This window comes from Pseudomonas sp. FDAARGOS_380, assembly GCF_002591235.1.
GTDB classification, from domain to species: domain Bacteria; phylum Pseudomonadota; class Gammaproteobacteria; order Pseudomonadales; family Pseudomonadaceae; genus Aquipseudomonas; species Aquipseudomonas salmasensis.
The window spans coordinates 3,314,598-3,333,974 of sequence record NZ_CP023969.1 but is presented as its reverse complement, the minus strand read 5'-3'; the positions used below and the strand labels follow the sequence as shown (position 1 = coordinate 3,333,974).

The 19,377-nt window shown below is 61.0% G+C and carries 12 protein-coding genes and 1 pseudogene; 7 read left to right on the top strand and 6 right to left on the bottom strand.

The genetic code is table 11. From position 1 onward, the window contains the following. Positions 1 to 24 precede the first annotated feature (24 nt). From CRN80_RS15620 to CRN80_RS15605, 4 genes are all read left to right on the top strand, one after another. A complete protein-coding gene (locus tag CRN80_RS15620) occupies positions 25 to 1,401 on the top strand; it encodes an L-serine ammonia-lyase (RefSeq protein WP_032895533.1) in 1,377 nt (458 codons plus the stop codon). Positions 1,402 to 1,440: 39 nt separating this feature from the next. Continuing rightward, positions 1,441 to 2,565, top strand: a complete 1,125-nt coding sequence (gene gcvT / locus CRN80_RS15615; RefSeq protein ID WP_098950517.1) for a glycine cleavage system aminomethyltransferase GcvT — start codon at positions 1,441 to 1,443, stop codon at positions 2,563 to 2,565. Between the two features lie 394 nt (positions 2,566 to 2,959). Further along, entirely contained in the window at positions 2,960 to 3,178 is a 219-nt protein-coding gene (locus CRN80_RS15610) for a cold-shock protein (protein ID WP_003193835.1), read from the top strand. A 94-nt stretch (positions 3,179 to 3,272) separates the two neighbouring features. Then, entirely contained in the window at positions 3,273 to 3,761 is a 489-nt protein-coding gene (locus CRN80_RS15605) for an RDD family protein (RefSeq protein WP_032902749.1), read from the top strand. Between the two features lie 485 nt (positions 3,762 to 4,246). Here CRN80_RS15605 and nadA read toward each other — a convergent pair whose 3' ends face one another. After that, positions 4,247 to 5,305, bottom strand: a complete 1,059-nt coding sequence (gene nadA, locus CRN80_RS15600) for a quinolinate synthase NadA (protein ID WP_098950516.1) — start codon at positions 5,303 to 5,305, stop codon at positions 4,247 to 4,249. Between the two features lie 471 nt (positions 5,306 to 5,776). Here nadA and CRN80_RS15595 point away from each other — a divergent pair, with 471 nt between their 5' ends. Then, positions 5,777 to 7,492 carry a ShlB/FhaC/HecB family hemolysin secretion/activation protein gene (locus tag CRN80_RS15595; protein ID WP_098950515.1) on the top strand — a complete coding sequence of 572 codons (1,716 nt, stop codon included), beginning with the start codon at positions 5,777 to 5,779 and terminating at the stop codon, positions 7,490 to 7,492. A 106-nt stretch (positions 7,493 to 7,598) separates the two neighbouring features. Continuing rightward, positions 7,599 to 12,554, top strand: coding sequence for a hemagglutinin repeat-containing protein (locus CRN80_RS15590; RefSeq protein ID WP_098950514.1), 4,956 nt, complete (start codon positions 7,599 to 7,601; stop codon positions 12,552 to 12,554). A gap of 144 nt (positions 12,555 to 12,698) precedes the next feature. Here CRN80_RS15590 and CRN80_RS15585 read toward each other — a convergent pair whose 3' ends face one another. The 5 genes from CRN80_RS15585 to CRN80_RS15565 form a co-directional block, all read right to left on the bottom strand. Further along, positions 12,699 to 13,160 carry an SRPBCC family protein gene (locus CRN80_RS15585; protein ID WP_032895524.1) on the bottom strand — a complete coding sequence of 154 codons (462 nt, stop codon included), beginning with the start codon at positions 13,158 to 13,160 and terminating at the stop codon, positions 12,699 to 12,701. Between the two features lie 86 nt (positions 13,161 to 13,246). After that, positions 13,247 to 14,794, bottom strand: a complete 1,548-nt coding sequence (locus CRN80_RS15580) for an MDR family MFS transporter (protein WP_098950513.1) — start codon at positions 14,792 to 14,794, stop codon at positions 13,247 to 13,249. Continuing rightward, the gene (locus CRN80_RS15575) at positions 14,787 to 15,938 is read right to left on the bottom strand and encodes an HlyD family secretion protein (RefSeq protein ID WP_098950512.1); all 1,152 of its coding nucleotides are present in this window, start codon (positions 15,936 to 15,938) and stop codon (positions 14,787 to 14,789) included. Before CRN80_RS15575 ends, CRN80_RS15580 begins: the two co-directional genes overlap by 8 nt. Next, the gene (locus tag CRN80_RS15570) at positions 15,935 to 17,416 is read right to left on the bottom strand and encodes an efflux transporter outer membrane subunit (protein ID WP_098950511.1); all 1,482 of its coding nucleotides are present in this window, start codon (positions 17,414 to 17,416) and stop codon (positions 15,935 to 15,937) included. The genes CRN80_RS15575 and CRN80_RS15570 overlap by 4 nt, the downstream gene beginning before the upstream one ends. A 253-nt stretch (positions 17,417 to 17,669) precedes the next feature. Beyond that, positions 17,670 to 18,410: a helix-turn-helix transcriptional regulator gene (locus CRN80_RS15565; RefSeq protein ID WP_098950510.1), complete on the bottom strand. Its 741-nt coding sequence runs from the start codon at positions 18,408 to 18,410 to the stop codon at positions 17,670 to 17,672. A gap of 325 nt (positions 18,411 to 18,735) precedes the next feature. Between CRN80_RS15565 and CRN80_RS31695 the strand changes: the two are divergent. Beyond that, positions 18,736 to 18,899, top strand: a pseudogene (locus CRN80_RS31695) (IS4 family transposase); the annotation flags it as partial. Between the last annotated feature and the right edge of the window lie 478 nt (positions 18,900 to 19,377).

Genomic DNA, 19,377 nt, shown 5'->3' with positions numbered 1-19,377 from the left:
ATAATAAGAAACCGGAGAACAACCATGTCTTTAAGCGTGTTCGACCTGTTCAAGATTGGCATCGGCCCCTCCAGTTCCCACACCGTCGGCCCGATGCGCGCCGCCGCTCGATTTGTCGAGGGGCTCAAGCGTGACAACCTGCTGGAGGCCACCACCGGCATCAAGGTGGAACTCTACGGATCGCTGGGCGCCACCGGCAAAGGCCACGGCAGCGACAAGGCCGTGTTGCTGGGCCTGGAAGGCGAACACCCAGACACCGTGAATACCGAAACCGTGGCTGCACGCCTGGCGCAGATGCGCAGCGACGGGCGCCTCAACCTGCTCGGCGAACACAGCATTGCGTTCAACGAGAAAGAACACCTGGCGATGATTCGCAAGCCCCTTGCCTACCATCCCAACGGCATGATTTTTCGTGCCTTTGACGCCGCTGGCATCCAGATCCGCAGCCGCGAGTATTACTCGGTCGGTGGCGGTTTCGTGGTGGATGAAGACGCCGCGGGCGCCGACCGTATCGTCGAAGACGCCACGCCCCTGACCTTCCCGTTCAAACACGCCAAGGACTTGCTCGGCCATTGCACCACCTATGGCCTGTCCATCAGCCAGGTGATGCTAACCAATGAAAGCGCCTGGCGCCCGGAAGCGGAAACCCGCAGCGGGTTGTTGAAGATCTGGCAGGTGATGCAGGATTGCGTCGATGCCGGCTGTCGCAACGAAGGCATCTTGCCCGGAGGCTTGAAGGTCAAGCGCCGGGCAGCGGCCTTGCACCGGCAGCTGTGCAAGAACCCGGAGTCGGCCCTGCGCGACCCGCTGTCGGTGCTGGACTGGGTCAACCTGTATGCGCTGGCGGTCAACGAAGAAAACGCCAATGGCGGGCGCGTAGTCACCGCGCCCACCAACGGCGCGGCCGGGATCATTCCCGCCGTGCTGCATTACTACATGCGTTTTATCCCCGGCGCGAACGAAGACGGCGTGGTGCGCTTTTTGCTCACCGCCGCTGCCATCGGCATTTTGTACAAGGAAAACGCTTCGATCTCAGGGGCCGAAGTCGGGTGCCAGGGCGAAGTCGGCGTGGCCTGTTCCATGGCCGCAGGCGCACTCTGCGAAGTGCTGGGCGGCAGCGTGTCCCAAGTGGAAAACGCCGCCGAGATCGGCATGGAACACAACCTCGGCCTGACCTGCGACCCGATTGGCGGGCTGGTGCAGGTGCCGTGCATCGAGCGCAATGCCATGGGCTCGGTGAAGGCAATCAACGCGGTGCGCATGGCCCTGCGTGGCGACGGGCAACACTTTGTGTCCCTCGACAAGGTCATCCGCACCATGCGCCAGACCGGCGCCGACATGAAAAGCAAATACAAGGAAACCGCCCGCGGCGGTTTGGCGGTCAACATTATCGAGTGCTGACGCCCACAAGCGCGTCGGCACGTTTTTCAGGAGCTGAATATGTCCACCGAAAACCTGTTGAAAACCCCATTGCATGCCCTGCACCTGGAACTGGGCGCACGCATGGTGCCCTTCGCCGGCTACGACATGCCGGTGCAGTACCCCTTGGGCGTGATGAAAGAACACCTGCACACCCGTGAACAGGCCGGGTTGTTCGACGTGTCCCACATGGGCCAGATTCGCCTCACCGGCGCGAATGCCGCCAAGGCCCTGGAAACCCTGGTGCCCGTCGATATCATCGACCTGCCGGTGGGCATGCAGCGCTATGCGATGTTCACCAATGAGCAAGGCGGCATCCTCGACGACCTGATGGTCGCCAACCTGGGTAACGACGAGTTGTTCCTGGTGGTCAACGCCGCGTGCAAGGACCAGGACCTGGCGCACCTGCGCGCACATATCGGCGACCAATGCACCATCGAACCGCTGTTCGAAGAACGCGCCCTGCTGGCCCTGCAAGGCCCGGCGGCGGTGAAGGTTTTGGCGCGCCTGGCCCCTGAAGTCACCCAGATGACTTTCATGCAATTTGCCACCCTGCGTTTGCTGGGCGTGGACTGCTACGTCAGCCGCTCCGGCTACACCGGTGAAGACGGTTTTGAAATCTCCGTGCCAGCGGCCAATGCCGAGAGCCTGGCCCGCAGCCTGTTGGCCGAAACCGAAGTGCAGGCCATCGGCCTGGGTGCCCGCGATTCGCTGCGCCTGGAAGCCGGCCTGTGCCTGTACGGCCACGACATGAACACCGACACCACCCCGATCGAAGCCAGCCTGCTGTGGGCGATCTCCAAGGCCCGGCGTGCCGATGGCGCGCGGGCCGGCGGCTTCCCTGGCGCCGACCGCATCTTCACCCAGCAGCAAACCGGTGTGGCGCGCAAACGCGTAGGCCTGCTGCCACAGGAGCGTACCCCAGTGCGTGAAGGCGCAGAAATCGTCGATGCACAAGGTACGGTTATCGGCAGCGTGTGCAGCGGCGGCTTTGGCCCCACTTTGGGCGGCCCATTGGCGATGGGTTACCTGGACAGCGCATTTGTCGCACTGGATACCGAAGTTTGCGCAATGGTACGTGGGAAAAAGGTGCCACTACGTGTAAGTAAAATGCCATTCGTTCCGCAACGTTACTACCGCGGCTGATTGACTGTTTCTATAAGTAACGCGGTTGCGTTAACGTGCACTAAACTGTAACGCAACCGCCATAAAACAGTGCATTCACGATAGGCGTTTTTATAGCTGACGCCCTATAACAAGTGAATAACTCTATCGAATAAGTCGGTATCAGAACATTCAACAAAGTGTCATGAGACCCAGCAAAATCGGGGCCTGCCCCAGGGCTTGTTTTTTTCATCTTAGTTGGCGTAGAGTTTGCCCACTGTGTTTGCATGGGTCGCTTGGAACCTGGACCTGGGCAGTAGCTGAAGTAGTTTGCTACAACCCGTTCGACGTCTCTTAACTTTCCTGCAACCCAGCCCAGTACTCTTTCGTGTGAAAGGGGCTGTCATTAATTTTTAGCGTCAAAGGAAAGAAGAAAATGTCGGATAGCAAACGTCAGAGCGGTACCGTCAAGTGGTTCAACGACGAGAAAGGGTTTGGTTTTATCACTCCTGAAAGCGGCCCGGATCTGTTCGTGCATTTCCGCGCTATTCAGGGCAACGGCTTCAAAAGCCTGAAGGAAGGCCAGAAGGTCACCTTCGTTTCAGTTCAAGGCCAGAAAGGCTTGCAGGCTGACGAAGTCCAAGCAGAAGGCTGATCCTTCCTGCGACAAAAAGCCCCTGATATGACATCAGGGGCTTTTTTATGGGCGCCGTTGCGTAAACTGCGTGCTTTCTCCAGAGAGCCCTGCCATGTCCAAACCCCTGTTGAGCCCCCAGGGCGAATTCCCCGCCGTTGGCCTGGGCCGTCGCCTGGCAGCGATGTTCTACGACTTTCTTTTATGCACCGCCCTGCTGATCGTCACGGCGTTTATCTACAAGCTGGTGTGGATCGCCTTCGTGGGCGAAGCGAAGATGCGCACGCTCACCGAATCCGGCGCGCTGGACGGTGACCCGTTGCTGTCGACTCTGCTGCTGTTCGTGCTGTTCGGGTTCTTTGCCAAGTTCTGGACCCATTCGGGGCAAACCCTGGGCATGCAGGTGTGGGGCGTGCGCGTGCAAAACGCTGACGGGTCACGGATCAGCCTGTGGCAGGCATTGTTGCGTTTTGTGGTGTCGATTGCGTCATGGTTGTGTGTGGGGTTGGGGTTTATCTGGTCGTTGTTCGATAAACATAAACGCAGCTGGCATGACATCTATTCGGATACCCAACTGGTGCGGATCCCGAAGCAAAAGAAGTAATTCAAGCGCATCGCAGATCAACTGTGGGAGCTGGCTTGCCTGCGAAGACGGCCTAACAGTCAACATAGTTGGACCGTGTACATATCCGTTATTTAGGTAACGGCCACTTAGGGTTCCGCCCTGACGGCGGCTCACTTTTGAAAAGCGCAAAAGTAAGCAAAACGCTCTGGCCCCACCACTCGGCACCTCGCCTAGGCTCGGTGTGCCCGTAATCCGCCAGTGATTTGGGGGGCCGCCGCCACGCGCCATCCATGGCGCGGGGCGGCTAAACCGGCATCCCTGCCGGTTTACCCCCCAAATCACTGTCGAATTCCGGCCAGCGTGGTTTGACGGGGCGCCTAAGATCAAAAGCAGATCAAGATCAAGAGCGGCTCGCTTCGCATCGTGGTTACCGTCGGCTGCTACAGGCTACAAAGTTGTGTAGATACCTAATGGCTATCGCAGGCAAGCCAGCTCCCACATTTTGATCAGTGCTCAGTCTCAGATCAGGCGTTGCCGGCCAGCTTTAACCGGGCTGCCTGGGTAAAGTCGAGCATGCGCTTAAGCGGCCGTACCGCCTGCCGAATTACCGCCGGTTCCACGAAGATCTCATTGCTGCCCTCACGCAAACACTGCAGCGTGCGCTCCAGCGTATTCATCGCCATCCACGGGCAGTGCGCGCAACTGCGGCAGGCTGCGCCGTTACCGGCGGTAGGCGCTTCGACGAAGACTTTGTCCGGGCACAGCTGCTGCATCTTGTAGAAGATGCCGCGGTCGGTGGCGACGATAAAGGTCTTGTTCGGCAAGCGTTGCGCAGCGGCGATCAGTTGGCTGGTGGAGCCCACCGCGTCCGCCAGTTCGATCACCGAGGTTGGTGACTCGGGGTGCACCAGGATCGCCGCATCCGGGTACAGCGCTTTCATGTCTTCAAGCTGCTTGGACTTGAACTCTTCGTGAACGATGCAGGCACCGTCCCACAGCAGCATGTCGGCGCCGGTCTGGCGCTGGATGTAGGTGCCCAGGTGTTTGTCCGGGCCCCAGATAATGGTCTCGCCGTTGTCCATCAGGCTCTCGACGATTTCCAGCGCGCAGCTGGAAGTTACCACCCAATCGGCCCGGGCTTTGACCGCCGCCGAGGTGTTGGCATACACCACCACGGTGCGCTCGGGGTGTTGATCGCAGAACGCGGAAAACTCATCCACCGGGCAACCCAGGTCCAGGGAGCAGGTGGCTTCCAGGGTCGGCATCAGGATGCGTTTTTCAGGCGTGAGGATCTTGGCGGTCTCGCCCATGAAGCGCACGCCGGCTACCAGTACGGTCTTGGCCGGGTGGGCGGCGCCGAAGCGGGCCATCTCAAGGGAGTCGGAAACACAGCCACCGGTTTCTTCGGCCAGGGCCTGAATCACCGGGTCGCAATAAAAGTGGGCAACCAGCACCGCGTCCTGAGCTTTGAGCTCGGCGGCGATGGCGGTTCGCAGGCTCGCCTCTTCGGCAGCGCTGAGCACCTTGGGCTGCTTGGCGTCGAGGTGGGCTTGAACCAGTAGGCGTTCGGAAATGTGCGTCATGTTCGCAAGACCTGCAGGCGCAGTAGCGCGAAAGTCGAGTGTACCACCGGCTCCGGAGCCCTTCGGGCGCCGCCGGACGAAGTGTTTTTGTTCATCAAGCACGGGTAAAGCTAAAGCTGCGCAAGGCTACAGAATATCCAATGGATTCAAAAGCCTAATCTGGTGACCCGGCAAAGTGCTCAATCCATGGCCGTGAAACGCCGATTAGGTGACGCTCGCACAACAATCAAAACCGCCCCGGCCCCTCTCCCGCCTCTGAAAAATCAGGAATATCAGGTCCCCTCACCCCGACGCGCACTAAATTTGTGCATTTATGCACTGAATTACGCGATTTTTCTTACGTCTTGTGTAATAAATCCTACAGCGATGTAACAAACCGTCGACCACTCACTCAAGTAGGGCAATTACCGCTGAGTTCAACGTTGGCTCAGACGGTATGGATCGTGTGTATTTCTACGTTAAGGATGTCGAGTGCCAAACCTGCTCTCAACCGGACACTTGTGCTGTACCCGGAACCTGGGCATCGCCCTGCTCTGCTTGTGGGCGCTGCCCGTGGCTGGCGCCGAGGCGCCGCAGCCAGGCCAGGAAGCCCTGCGCTTGCAGCAGCAACAACAACGCGACCTGCAGCAATTACAACTGGAGCAGCGCCAACGCCAGATGCAACGTGGCAGCTTCGGTACACCAGCGGCCACACCGGCCTTGCCCCCGGACATCGCCAAGGATGAACACTGCTGGCCCTTGAGCGGTACACGCCTGGCCGGGGTCACACTGTTCAGCCGTGCCCAGTTGAATAAACATATTGAGCCCTACGTGGCGCCTTGCATGGGCGTCACGCAGATCAACCGCCTGCTGGCCGAGATCACCCGGCTGTATGTCGAGGCCGGTTATATCGCCAGCCGCCCCTACCTGATCAGTGCGCCCGCCGCCGGGCAACCGTTGGATATTCACGTCGAAGAAGGCTACCTGGAAGCCGTCGAACTGGCCGACCAGAGCCTGCCGGTTTCATTGGGCGGGGCATTCCCCGGCATGCTCGGCAAACCCCTGAACCTACGAGACCTGGAACAGGGCCTGGACCAGCTCAATCGCCTGCGCTCGGTGGACCTTACCGCCGACATCGCCCCAGGCAGCACGGCGGGCGCGTCGCGCATCATCCTGCGCTCGCGCAGCAGTGCCTCGCGCTGGGCCCTGGGCCTGGGGGTGGATAACCTTGGCAGCGCTGGCACCGGGCGTGATCGCAATGCCATCAACTTGAGCCTGGACAGCCCGCTGCAAATCAACGACTCGCTCAACCTGAGCTTCAGCGACACGCTCAATCATGGGCCGCGCTACAGCCGCAGCCACAGCCTGTTTTATTCCATCCCCTACGGCTACTGGACCTACAGCCTGTTCGCTAGCCATGCCGAGTACCGCTCGCCGTTCAAGCTCAGCCGCACCACGTTTTACAACAGTGGCCGCACCGATCAGGTCAGCCTGCGCAGCGACCGGGTGTTGTGGCGCGACCAGGGCCACCAACTGAGCGCCAACCTGCAACTGGCCTACAAAGACGTCGACAGCTACCTGCAAAAGGTACACCTGGACATCCAGAGCCCCACGCTGACCGTAGCCGAAGCGGGCCTGAATCTGTTCTGGCTCAACAGCGCGGTGTGGAACCTGGACGTCAACTACGCCCAGGGCCTGACCTGGTTCGGTGCCGATCGGGATGCCGACCAGGTGCAGAAAAACCGGCCCAAGGCGCAGTTTCAAAAGTATCGCGCCAACCTCACCCAATGGCGCAACGGCCAATGGGCAGCGCAGCCATGGCAGTGGCAAAGCCAGTTGTCGGTGCAGTACAGCCCGGATGCATTGCCCGCCATCGAACAGTTGCTGATCACCGATGACTCGGCCGTGCGCGGCTACCGCGAAAACAGTAGTTCCGGTGCCATTGGCGCGGTATGGCGCAACACCTTGCGCCTGCCGCTCAACACTGACTTGCCGGTGAAGCTCACCCCGCGCCTGGGCCTGGACAACGGCTGGGTCAAGCATGAACACGGCGCCCGGAGCCAACGCCTGAGCGGCGCCAGCGGGGGGCTCAACCTGAGCTGGAAGAACGTGCAGCTCGATGTCGATTACCAACGCAACCTCAACACCCCCACAGGTTTTCGCCAGGAGCCGGAGGTCTGGCTGACGCGCCTTAGCGTACAGATATGAGCCAACACCTGTTTTTAGCCTGAGTCACCGCCGTACCTGACCACCCCAGCAGCGTTGCAACGAACAACGCACGTCGTGGATCAGCCAACACAGAGCGAGATTATTTATGCCGACTACTCCACACAGCTTCCACCTTTCACCCCAGGGCAAACTGCGCTGGGCCATCGCCAGCCTGTTCCTGCTGCCGCAGCTCGCGCTCGCCGCAGGCTTGACCGTCGTCGAAGGGCCTGGCGGCACGCCGCAACTGCAAAACCAGGGTGGCGTGCCCATCGTCAACATCGTCGCGCCGAATGCCGGTGGCCTGTCCCATAACCAGTTTTTGGACTACAACGTCGACCGCCAGGGTGTGGTGTTGAACAACGCCTTGCAGGCTGGCCAATCCCAACTTGCCGGGCAGCTGGCGGCCAACCCGCAGTTCCAGGGCCAGGCGGCGAGCGTGATCCTCAACGAAGTAATCAGCCGCAACGCCTCGACCCTCAACGGCGCCCAGGAGATTTTCGGCCAGGCGGCCGATTACGTGCTGGCCAACCCTAACGGCATTTCGGTGAACGGCGGCAGTTTCATCAACACGCCCAATGCCAACCTGGTGGTCGGCCGCCCCGAACTCAACGACGGCAAGCTGCAAGCCTTGAGCACCCGCGATGCCAACGGCCAACTGACAGTGCAAGGCCAGGGCCTGCAAAACCGTGAAGGCTCCATCAACCTGATCGCGCCGCGCATCGACAGCGAAGGTCGCCTTAGCGCTCGCGATCAATTGAACCTCACCGTCGGCCGTAACCAAGTCGATTTCGCCAGCGGGCAAGTGCGCCAGGTGGACCCGGCCAGCAAGACCCAGGACCAACGCATCGACGCGCGCCTGTTCGGCGCCATGCAGGCCGGGCGCATCAGCATTATCAGCACCGCCGAAGGCGCCGGTGTGCGCGTGGGTGGCGTGCAGGTGCAAGGCACCGACGGGGTGAAGATCAGTTCGGCGGGCGACCTCGACATCAGCGGCCAGGTGCGTGCCGACAGCCTCGACGCCACCCGCGCTGGCGTGCACAGCCGCCAGGGCGATATCGACTTGCACAGTGCCAAGGATTTGAACCTGGCCGCCACCGACGTCAGCGGGCGCAACGTCAAACTCGACGCCAGCCGCAACCTGACCCTCAGCAGCCTGGAAAGCCGCAAGCTCCAGGAAAAGCGTGAACAGTGGAACAACAGCAACTTCCTGTTCACCTACGAAACCTACGACCGCACCACCACCGACAAAGACTCGCGCCAGCACGGCAACCAGGTCGTGGCGCAACAGGATGCCGCGCTGTCTTCCGGCGCCAACACCGAGATCAAAGCCAGCCATGTGGAAGCGGGCAACACCCTGCGCGTCGACAGCGGCGCAGACCTGCAGGTGAACGCCGCCACCGAAACCCATGAAACCCGCGACCAGGGCAACCATCGCAAACACCTGTGGAAAGCCAACTGGGATAAATCCAGCAGCGAACAACGCAGCATCACCAGCAGCCTCAAGGCCGGCAACACGCTGGAGCTGACCAGCCAGCAAAAACTGCAATTGCAAGGCGCCGAGCTGAAAACCCCCGGCGATATTCAACTGGCCGCCCGGCAGGTGGAAATCACCAGCGCCAGCCGCACCCAGAGCAGCAGCGACAACGCCTACTCCGGCGACCTCACCGGCGGCAGCTTCTTCGGCAAGAACGGCGACGGCAACCAGGGCAAGACGTCGAACACCGGCAGCAAGGTCAACGCCGACGGCAAGCTGATCGTCAGGGCCGACGACGTGCGCATCAGCGGCAGCCAGGCCCGTGGCGGCAAGCAGGCCAGTGTCATCAGCGACAAAGGTTCGCTGGTGATCGACGGCGTGCAGGACACCTCCCACGACAACCGCTACAGCAATGACAGCAAGTTCTTCGGCATCTCCAAGGATGAAAGCCGCAAGAACCTCAAGGACAGCACCGTGGTCGCCAGCGACCTGCGCTCGGACAGCAACCTCAAGCTGCAAAGCGCTCAGGACATCCGCGTCAGTGGCTCGCAGGTGTCGGCTGGCGGCGAACTGCAGGCGGATGCCAAAGGCGATATCAAGGTCGTGGCCGCCGAGAACACCACTCACGACACCACCGGCACCCATACGCGTGGCTTCGATGGCTACGCCAAGGAAACCGAGGGTGTCAGCCGCCAGTACCGTGCGGGGTTGAGCTATGAAGACCAGCAGCAAACCCGCACGACCGACACCACCGAGCAGCAGGCTTCCAGCCTCAAGGGTGGCAGTGTCGTGGTGAAGGCCGGTGGCGATGTGAGCATCCAGGGTTCGGACCTCAAGGCAACCGCAGGCGATGCCACCGTCAGCGGCAAAAACGTCGAGCTGTTGGCTGCCCACGACAAGCGCACCGAAGCCGTCGACAAAACCACCACCGGCGGCAGTTTCTACTACACCGGCGGCATTGATCGCGCAGGCAGTGGCGCTCAGTTCAGCCACCAAAGCAGCCAACACACCGCTGAAAAAACCACCGCGCAAACCAGCACCGTGGCCGCGACCGGCAAGCTGACCATCAACGCTGGTAATACCTTCACCAGCGAGGGTGCACAGGCCAAGGCCGGCGCCGAGCTGCAGGTCAACGCTGGGCAGATCAACAACCAGGCCGCCCATTCCACCGAGACCAGCACCCACAAGGAAAACGGCTGGACCGCCGACGTCGGCGCCAATGTCGAATACCGGGGCATTACCCGCCCGATCGAAAAAGCCGTCGAGGGCGTGGCCCAGGCCAAGTTCCATCAGCCCGGTTTGCTGGACGCGTTCGAGCAACCCAATGTCGGCCTGGATGTGGAAGTCGGGCACACGAACAAAACCGGCACTACGCAGGACAGCACCGCCGTGGTCAGCCAGTTCAGTGGCGCCACGGTGCAGGTCAATGCAGCCGGCAAATTGCAGGACGAGGGCACCCAGTACCGCGCCACCGAGGGGGGGCTGAACATCAAGGCCGGCGAGCACCTTGCCACGGCAGCGGCCAACACCCACAGCAGCAGCGAGCAAAGCGTGGACGCCAAGGCTGGCGTGCGGGTCTATACCACCACCGGTGAAGACGTGAATGTGCGCGGCAGCGGCCTGGGCGGCAGCAGCGATGTGCGCGAATCCACCAGCACGGCGGTGGTCGGCAGCTATGTGGCCAGCCAAGGCGTGAGCATCGAGGCCAAGGGCGATGCCCGTTATGAAGGCAGCCAGTTCGACGGCGGCCAGGCCGGGGTCAACCTCAAGACCGGCGGTGAATTGGCGCTCAACCAGGCCACCGACACCCAGAGCAAAAACAGCAGCACGCTGCGCGGCAACGGCTCACTGACGGTGGGCACCGCACCCGGCGCCAATGGCAGCAACGTCAACCTCGGTGCCGGTGTGCAGCTGGATAACAAGCGCCTGGACACCCAGGACAGCCAGGCCCGTGTCGCCACGATTCAGGGCAGCGGCCCCGTGCAGCTCAGCAGTGGCGCTGACATGACCCTGCAAGGCACGCAGATCGGCAGCACGGGCGCGAAGGCTGGCGATATCAGCCTCAGTGCCGGCGGCAAGCTGAACCTGCAAGCCGCCACCGACAGCCACGTCAGCAATGGCAGCAACCTGGGCGGCGGCCTGACCCTCGGCGCCGGCAAGACCAGCAGCGCCGAAAGCAGCAGCAAGACCGGCAGCCTCAGCGCCAATTTCAACATTGGCAAAGTGACAGAGAACGACCAGAGCGCCGTCGTCGGGCAGTTGCACAGCAGCGGCAAGGTCAGCCTCGCCAGCGGCGCTGAGGCAACCGACGCCATCCACTTGCAGGGCAGTCAGGTCAGCGCAGCCAGCGTTAGCCTCGATGCGCAAAATGGCGGCATCCTGCAGGAGTCCGCGCAATCGACCCAGGCCCATAACAACTGGGGCGTGACCCTGGGCGCAGGCGGCAGCGTCGGCAAAACCACCCTGGCCGACGCCGGTGAACATGAGACACCCAAGACCCAGCGCGGCATCAATGCGCGGGCCAAGGTCGATGTAGATCACCTGCAAGGCACCACCCAGCACAACAGCCTGATCACGGCGGGTGACGTCACCCTCAACAGTGCCGGCGACACCCATCTGGCCGGAGCGCGTATCGACGCCGACAAGGTGAGCGGCACGGTGGGCGGCGACCTCGTCGTCGAAAGCCGCAAGGACCACGTCAACAGCACCCAGGTGAATGTCGACGCCAGGCTGGATGTCGAGAAGAACCAGCCGGGGGTGGTCGATAAACTGGCCAAAACCACCGGCCCGCTCAAGGACAAGGTACAAGCCAAGGCCGAAGGCGCGTTCGACAAGCATCGCGACAAGCTGGAGAACGTCGTCGACAAGGGCACCGGGCACCTGGCTTCGGCCAAGGACAGCGTGGTCAACAGCGTGGTCAATGCCAAGGAACGCCTGGGCGAAAAACTCACCCGCAGTGGCAGCTACGACGTGAACCCAGAGCCCCGTGGCGCTTTCGGCACTCGCGTGGACAAGGCCAAGGCTTACCTGGCAGACAAGACCGATGCCCTGGGCACGCGCCTGTCTGGCTTCAAGGATAAGGTCTGGCCAAAAACCAGCGACAGCTACACCGTCAGTGGCAAAGACACCACCGGCAGCACGGTGGCCAATACTGCCGAGAACGTGTTGTTCGGTGACAAGAGCGGCAACACCAGCTACACGCCGACCTTGTACCTGGATGTCAGCCATGTTGTCAAAGACAGCGTCACCCAGGCGTCAGGCATTCGCGCAAGCCAGGGCGTCAACCTGCAGGTCAAGGGTGACACGCAGCTCACGGGCGCGCGGATCAGTGCGCCCAATGGCAAGGTCGAGCTGGGTGGCTCCAAGGTGACTGCAACCACACTGGCCGGCAGCGACTACCGTGCCGATGTCGGGCTGAACGTTTCGAAGTCACCGGTCAACCTGGCCCTGGGTGCCAAGGACGAACTGACCCAGAAACACGACGACGCCACGCGCAAGGACCAAGCCTTCAACCTGGGCCCGCTGCGCGCGGGTGGGCACAGTGAAGGCCAGGCCTTGCAGGCGGGCATTGATCAGGCCATCAACTAAAAGGTAATCCCCACCCCACTGTAGGAGCGAGCTTGCTCGCGAAGAACGTCAACGATGACGCTGGTATGTTTGAAGTACGCGGCGTCCTCAGGTTTTTCGCGAGCAAGCTCGCTCCTACACCTAGGCACATTTTCAGTGTGTCAGTCAGTTGAAGAGTGCCTGTAGGTTCTTCATCGCATCATCGGCAAAGCCTTGCAGGAAGGCTTCGAACGCCGGTACGTCCTCCTGGCTGCCCGCGTAGGGCTGGCCAATGATCGTCCAGGTCGCCAGGCTCTGGGTCGGGCCTTGTGGCACCACCTCCATCAGCGCCCACAGGTTGCCAATGTTCAGTGAGGTGTAAATCAGTGACCAGGTCATGGTCATGGCTTGGTCGTCATGGCTGTTGAGTTGTTCCATCACCACATTGCCGTCCTTGAACAACTTCTTGCGTACCGAACGCACACCCTCGCCGGTCATTTCGATATGGGACAACGCTGGAATAAACTTCGCAAAACCAGCGAAATCGCCGACCACATTCCACACACTGCGAGCATCGCCGTTCACGCTGACGCTGGCGACGACAGGGTTACCCACCGGGTTACGGACCAGGGTATCGGGTTGTTGCATGAGAGCGCTCCTTTTTTCCGGGGGGCGGATAGTGGGCTCCTACACAACGCAGTGGGCTGTACACATTCAACACCTGCTTGGCGTGGTTATGCGTTTTTGGCTGACTGCCGTAATGCCAGGGCCGCGACACCGCACACGATCAACGCGACACAGGCCACGTAGAACGCATCGCTGTAGGCCATCAGGTACGCCTCGCGCCGCACGGTGTGGATCAAGCCGTCGATCACCTGCTGTTGAGCGGGTAAGAGCTGGTTGAAGATGAAAGCCTCGCTGTCGGCCATGCTGGCGCGCAGGCGTTCCTGCAAGGACGGGGAAAACAGCGTGATCGACTCCCCTACCCGCTCAGAATGAAAGCGCTCGCGCATGGCCACGATCTGCGTCAGACCTGCCGTGCCCACGGCGCCCCCTAGGTTACGCAGCATGGAGAACAAGGCCGAGGCCGATCCGGCTTCATCTTTGGCCAGGCCAGACACCGCCAGCACGGAAAGCGCCACCATGATCAGCGGCTGCCCGATGCCCCGTACCACGGTGGATGGAATAATCACGTTGGCGGCACTGTCCACGTCCAGGTGCGCGCCGAGGTAGCACCCCAGGGCCATGATGAAAAAGCCACTGGCGACCATCAGTTTCGGGTTGAGCCACTTCATCAGGCGCGGCATGAACGGCGCCAGTACCAGTTGCACCATGCCGTAGGCGATCAGGCTGATGCCAATCTCCCGGGCGTTGTAGCCCTGCAATTGGGACAGGTAATTGGGCACCAGGAACACCAGGCCGAAGGTGGCCCCGCCGAAGATAAACATCGCTGCGCTGGCCACGCCGAAGTTGTAGCTCTTGAGCAGGCGCAGGTTGATGAAGGAGCGACTGCCATACAACTGCGACAGCACGAAGTACACCAGGGCAACGCCGGCAATCAGTGACATCCACACAATGAAATCGGAGCCGAACCAGTCCTTGCGGCCGCCCTCTTCCAGCACGATCTGCAAGCCACCCAGGCCGACGATCATGGCGATGATCCCGCCCCAGTCGCCACGCTTGAGCAGGCTTAGTTGCATGGGTTTGGCATCGATGGACCATGCCACCGCCAGCAGCAAGAGAATGCCGGGAGCCAGTTGCAGGTAAAAGATCCAGCGCCAGGAATAGGCATCGGTCAGCCAGCCGCCAATGGACGGCCCGGCGGCCTGGGCGACGCTGTTGGACAGCGCGAACAAGGCCATGCCCATCGCGATTTTGCTGGGCGGCAGCTCGGTGATGATCAACTGGAATGACAAGGGGATCAGCACTGCGCCGGCAGCGCCCTGGATCACCCGAATGATGATCATCACTTGCAGGTTGGGTGCCCAGGAGCAGGCAATGGAGGCCACCAGGAACACAAACGAGCCGACGAGCATCACCCGGCGCAGGGAAAACACCTGCACCAGCCAGGCTGTGAGCGGGATCATCACAATTTCTGCGACCAGGTAGGCGGTGGAAATCCACGAGCCTTCCTCGAACGTCGCCCCCAGGGAGCCCTCGATCTCAGGCAGCGCGGCGCTGGTCACGTGCACGTTCATGCCGGCCATGAAACAGCCGAACAGCCCACCGATCACCGCCACCCAGGCGCGAAAGGAGACGCTCTTTTCAGCCGCTTCAGTCATGTGTAGCGCCCTGATCATCTGGGCGGGTGTCCACCGTGGTGATGACCGACATGCCCGGCAGGATAGGTCCGCCTTCGTCATGCTCATCAATGACGATCTTCACTGGAAAGCGTTGCACGATCTTGGTGAAGTTGCCGGTGGCGTTGTCTGACGGCAACAGTGCGAACACCGCCCCGGAACCCGGCGAAAAACTCACCACATGGCCTTTAAGCTTGCGCCCCGAATAACTGTCGACGCTGATATCCACCGGTTGGCCGGCACGCATATCGCGCAATTGGGTTTCCTTGTAGTTGGCCACGACGTAAGCCTGCTGCAAAGGCACCACCGCCAGCAGCGGCAACCCTGGCGCGACGTATTGACGGGTGCGTACTTTGCGCTGCCCCACTACGCCGTCGATGGGCGAGCGGATCAAGGTGTCTTCCAGGGCATGCGTTGCCAGGTTCAACTGCGCCTCGGCCTGGCTGCGCCGGGCTATCTGTTGCTGGAGCGAAGCCTGGGCCAATTGACGGCGGGTGACAGCCACGGTCAAGCGGGTTTCCTGTTGGCGTTGCATGGCCTTGGCAATCTCCACCGCAGCATTGGCCTGGGTGTAACTGGCGGCGGCCGTTTCCAAGCGCTGGGCGCTAGCGGCGTGTTCGCGCACCAAGCCTTCGTAGCGGCGTTGATCCAGGCTCGCACGGCGCAACTCGGCAGCCACACTGCGAGCGTGGGCCTCGGCCTGGGCAACGCCGGCCTTTTGCTGGGCGATCAGGCTGTCAGTGACGTGCAGGTTGGCCTCTTGCGCCGCCACCGAGGCTTGGGTTTCGGCCAGTTGTGCGCGGGCCTGTGCCAAGCGGGCCTGGTAGTCACGGTCCTCGATGCGCACCAGCACATCCCCGGCCCTGACGGGCTGATCGTCCTCCACCATTACCTCGACCACATAGCCTGAGACCTTCGGGCTGATGGGAATCCAGTCGGCCCGCACATAGGCATCATCGGTCTGCTCCAAGTAACGGCCAACCGTCATCCAGTACAGGCCGAACACCACCGCCGCGATCAACAACCCAGCGCCGCCCAGGATGAACAGATGCCTTTTGCGGCGTGAGTTGCGCGCAGGCACCTGCTCATCTTGGACAGCAGTTTTTTCATCAACGGCGATATTCATGGCTGGGTACCGGAAAAAGGGGTGTAAGCGTGGGTGGGCGCTGAAGGCTGCCAACCACCGCCAAGGGCACGAAACAGACTGATCTGGCGTTGCAGCAATTGACCATCGGCGTCGGCCCGCGTGGCCTGCAAACGGATCAGCTCACGCTCGCTGTCCAGCACGTCGAGAAAGTCGATAGCCCCCGCCTCATAGTTGAATTGGGCCAATGTGTAAGCCTGGCGGCTGCTCTCCAGCGCCTGGCTCAGGGCCGCGTGGCGCTGGCGTTCGCCGTCGTATAACGCCAGGGCCTGGCGCACCTCCTTGAGGGCCTTGAGCACGCTGGCCTCGAACTGCGCCACCTCCACCTGCTCAAGCGCTCGCGCCTGTTTGACCCGCGCACGGTTGGCCTGCCAATTGGGGAACTGCCAGGTGATCAGTGGGCCGATGCCGAACATCAGCGCGCTGCTGTCGCCCAGTTCATGGGGCTTGTTGGCCGAGGAAGACACGGAAGCGCCGAAGGTGACCTTGGGGTACAGGTCGGCCTGGACGATATCTACTTGCAGCGTGGCCGCCTGCAATGCGCGCTCGGCCTGCCGGATATCCGGGCGGCGCGCCAATAATTGCCAGCCATCGCCGACTGGCAACTCGGCATTGAGTTGGGGCACCCCTTCACACGTCGCGACGCCAGTGCCTTGGTCCAGATCAACCACGCCGGTGAGCATTGCCAGCTCGTACAACGCGGCTTGTCGACGCGCCTCCAGCATCGGCAACAGCGCCTGGGTTTCGCCTTGCAGGGCGTGCATGCGGCTGTACTCAAGGTCGGTCACCACACCGGCCTGGCGCTGGCGATCAATCAACGCCAGGCTGCGCCCGACCACGTCCAACGAATGGCGCTGGACCTTGGCACGCGCACCCAGCGCGCAGGCATTCACATACGCGCGAGTGGTTTGCGCCACGACCGTGATGCGCAGCAGTTCTTCGGCATCCTGCGCCGCCGCGGCTTGCACCTGAGCCCGTTCAATGGTGCGCTGAACCTGGCCCCAGACATCCACTTGATAAGCCAGCTCCAAGCCTGGGTTGAATGCCCACTCCGACGGCGCATGGCTGTCGGTGGCCTTGGCCAGCGTCTGGTCATCAGCCGTCTTGCCGTAAGCGGCACCCAGTGACGCCTGGGTGGACGGCCAGCGCTCGGCATCGGCCTGCAGGATACCGGCCAGCATCGCCTGCACATGGGCCTGGGCCGCCGCCAGGTCGCGGTTGTGCAGCAACGCCTGTTGCACCAGCGCATCGAGTTGCGGGTCGTTGTACAACTGCCACCAACGCTCGGGCAATGCCTGGGCCGACACGCCTTGCGGCAAACGACTCAGGGCATTGATGCGTTCAGGATGGGGCTGTGCCGGTGTATGGGCGACCCAGGACGAACATCCCGCCAACAACGCCACCGCCACGCCGAGCAGCGAGAGACGGCCGTGCCGTGGGAAAAAAGAAGGCGAACCCATCGAAAAAATCCAGAATGCCAAGTAGAGACGCAGGGTAAAAGCGCAACGGGGTGCGCATCTCCCGAGTTCTGGACAACCATCGTTTCGATTGGGACAAAGTGCAGGTCTGTAGGAGCGAGCTTGCTCGCGAAAAACGTCAACGATAACGCAGCGCTCTCAGGTTTTTCGCGAGCAAGCTCGCTCCTACACGGGCATAAGGGCAAGCCCCCACATTTGGGCCGAGGCTAGAAGGGAAGCCTGTCGCCGACTCAAGTCAGACCAGTCGACGGTGACTCGGCGTGTAACCCAGGGTGCGCTTGAACATCGCGGTAAATGCACTCGGACTCTGGTAACCGTGCTCCAGTGCCACTTCCAGGATGGAGGCCCCACTGGCCAGCCGCTGCATGCTGAGCAGCAGTCGCGTGCGCTTGCGCCACTCGCCGTAACTCATGCCCAGCTCTTTCTGAAACAGCCGCGCCAGGGTGCGTGAACTCATATTCAGTTGCGCCGCCCAACACTCCAGTTTCGACTCCTGGGAAGGGTTGTCGATAAAGCCCGCGCACAGCGCCTTGAGCCGCGGCTCATCCGGAATCGGCACATGCGCCAGCACCCGCTGCGCGCGGTCAAGCTCCGAGAAAATCAGCTCGACAATCTGCACATGACGCAACGACACCGCCTGGCTGTCAGGCTCATCGCCCGCAGCCACAATCAGCTCGCGCAGCAAGGGCGAAACCCTGATCACCTCACACGTCTGCGCCAACCGACCGTGCGCCCCCGGCGAGATCAACAAAGTGCGCATACGCACCTCACCGGTCATGCGGATCTGATGCTCCATTGCCGGTGGCACCCACAGGGCGTGCCCGGAAGGCAGCACCCAGGTTGCCTGCTGCACCGACACCAGCATCACACCGTTGATGGCATAGACCAATTGGCCCTCGTCATGTCGGTGGGCAGCCACTATGTCGCCGTGAAGATAGTTACCGGCAAGGGCCGCCAAGGGGGTATGCGCGTTCATATCAGGAGGCCGCGAGCAGGTTAGATCGGCCAGTGTTGGAAGGATCCTGGGATGTCATGTCGCTTCTCCTTTTTTGAACAGCGTGACCCGTTGGGCCTCGGTGGCCACTGGATTCAATACTAAACAAAGAAAGGGTGGAGGGAATTGCGTATTGGGGTGAGTATTGGGGAAAAACGTCGAGGAAAAATTAAAAAAACTGGAATATTGGGGAGTGGATTTCAATAAAGAAAGATTGTTGTTTTTGGGGATGACAGAGGCGCGCAAAGAGACCTTGTGTGCCTGTGCCATTTTTTCCTGCGCCGATGAACAAAGCGGTGGGGTACCGAATTTACTTAGGTTGATCGCCAGGAAACGTGTCGAAAACCGGCCGGGACGGATTGAGCCTCGCGCCATAAAACGAAGACTCAAGCCTTACCCGATGCTAATGCAAACGCGTTCGGCGGCAAGGGCCGAGATCAGGAAAATGGACAGCCTAAGAAGGTTAAGTAAGTGCCATTCAAATCTGTCCCATTTTCTTGGGGCCGTTGCTGCGCCTTTTGCACCAACTAACCCTTAAGAACAATAGAGAAATCCGGTCCGAGTTCATTTCTCAAGCTTTCAGCTAATCGCTCTCCCTCTCGCTTGAATTCGTGCTCTAACTCCTCACTTTTGAACCCAGAGTTTGGCGGGTAATCAGCATCTAGTGTTTCATCGTATGTAGCGGCCCACTTTGATAGACGCATCTGAAGCTCTTCAGAGATAGGAAGCTCGCAAGGAGCTATGTCTCCATACTCATCGGGGGACATATTCCAAAGCGGATGACACTGATAATCCGCCATCAACTTTATTTTTTTCACTTAACGCTGCCCCTTGGATTTGCACCGACGACAAAACCGTTTTCGCCAACAGCCACAGCAATTCGCTGCTGCTGCCCGTTAATAGTTAACTCATAAATTGGGCGCCCAGTTCCAGATCCTTGATAACCAAC

What these genes read in the sequence shown, in the direction of transcription:
- CRN80_RS15620 (WP_032895533.1), top strand. Translation starts at nt 25, where the DNA reads ATGTCTTTAAGCGTGTTCGACCTGTTCAAGATTGGCATCGGCCCCTCC.
- gcvT (WP_098950517.1), top strand. Translation starts at nt 1,441, where the DNA reads ATGTCCACCGAAAACCTGTTGAAAACCCCATTGCATGCCCTGCACCTG.
- CRN80_RS15610 (WP_003193835.1), top strand. Translation starts at nt 2,960, where the DNA reads ATGTCGGATAGCAAACGTCAGAGCGGTACCGTCAAGTGGTTCAACGAC.
- CRN80_RS15605 (WP_032902749.1), top strand. Translation starts at nt 3,273, where the DNA reads ATGTCCAAACCCCTGTTGAGCCCCCAGGGCGAATTCCCCGCCGTTGGC.
- nadA (WP_098950516.1), bottom strand. Translation starts at nt 5,305, where the DNA reads ATGACGCACATTTCCGAACGCCTACTGGTTCAAGCCCACCTCGACGCC.
- CRN80_RS15590 (WP_098950514.1), top strand. Translation starts at nt 7,599, where the DNA reads ATGCCGACTACTCCACACAGCTTCCACCTTTCACCCCAGGGCAAACTG.
- CRN80_RS15585 (WP_032895524.1), bottom strand. Translation starts at nt 13,160, where the DNA reads ATGCAACAACCCGATACCCTGGTCCGTAACCCGGTGGGTAACCCTGTC.
- CRN80_RS15580 (WP_098950513.1), bottom strand. Translation starts at nt 14,794, where the DNA reads ATGACTGAAGCGGCTGAAAAGAGCGTCTCCTTTCGCGCCTGGGTGGCG.
- CRN80_RS15575 (WP_098950512.1), bottom strand. Translation starts at nt 15,938, where the DNA reads ATGAATATCGCCGTTGATGAAAAAACTGCTGTCCAAGATGAGCAGGTG.
- CRN80_RS15570 (WP_098950511.1), bottom strand. Translation starts at nt 17,416, where the DNA reads ATGGGTTCGCCTTCTTTTTTCCCACGGCACGGCCGTCTCTCGCTGCTC.
- CRN80_RS15565 (WP_098950510.1), bottom strand. Translation starts at nt 18,410, where the DNA reads ATGAACGCGCATACCCCCTTGGCGGCCCTTGCCGGTAACTATCTTCAC.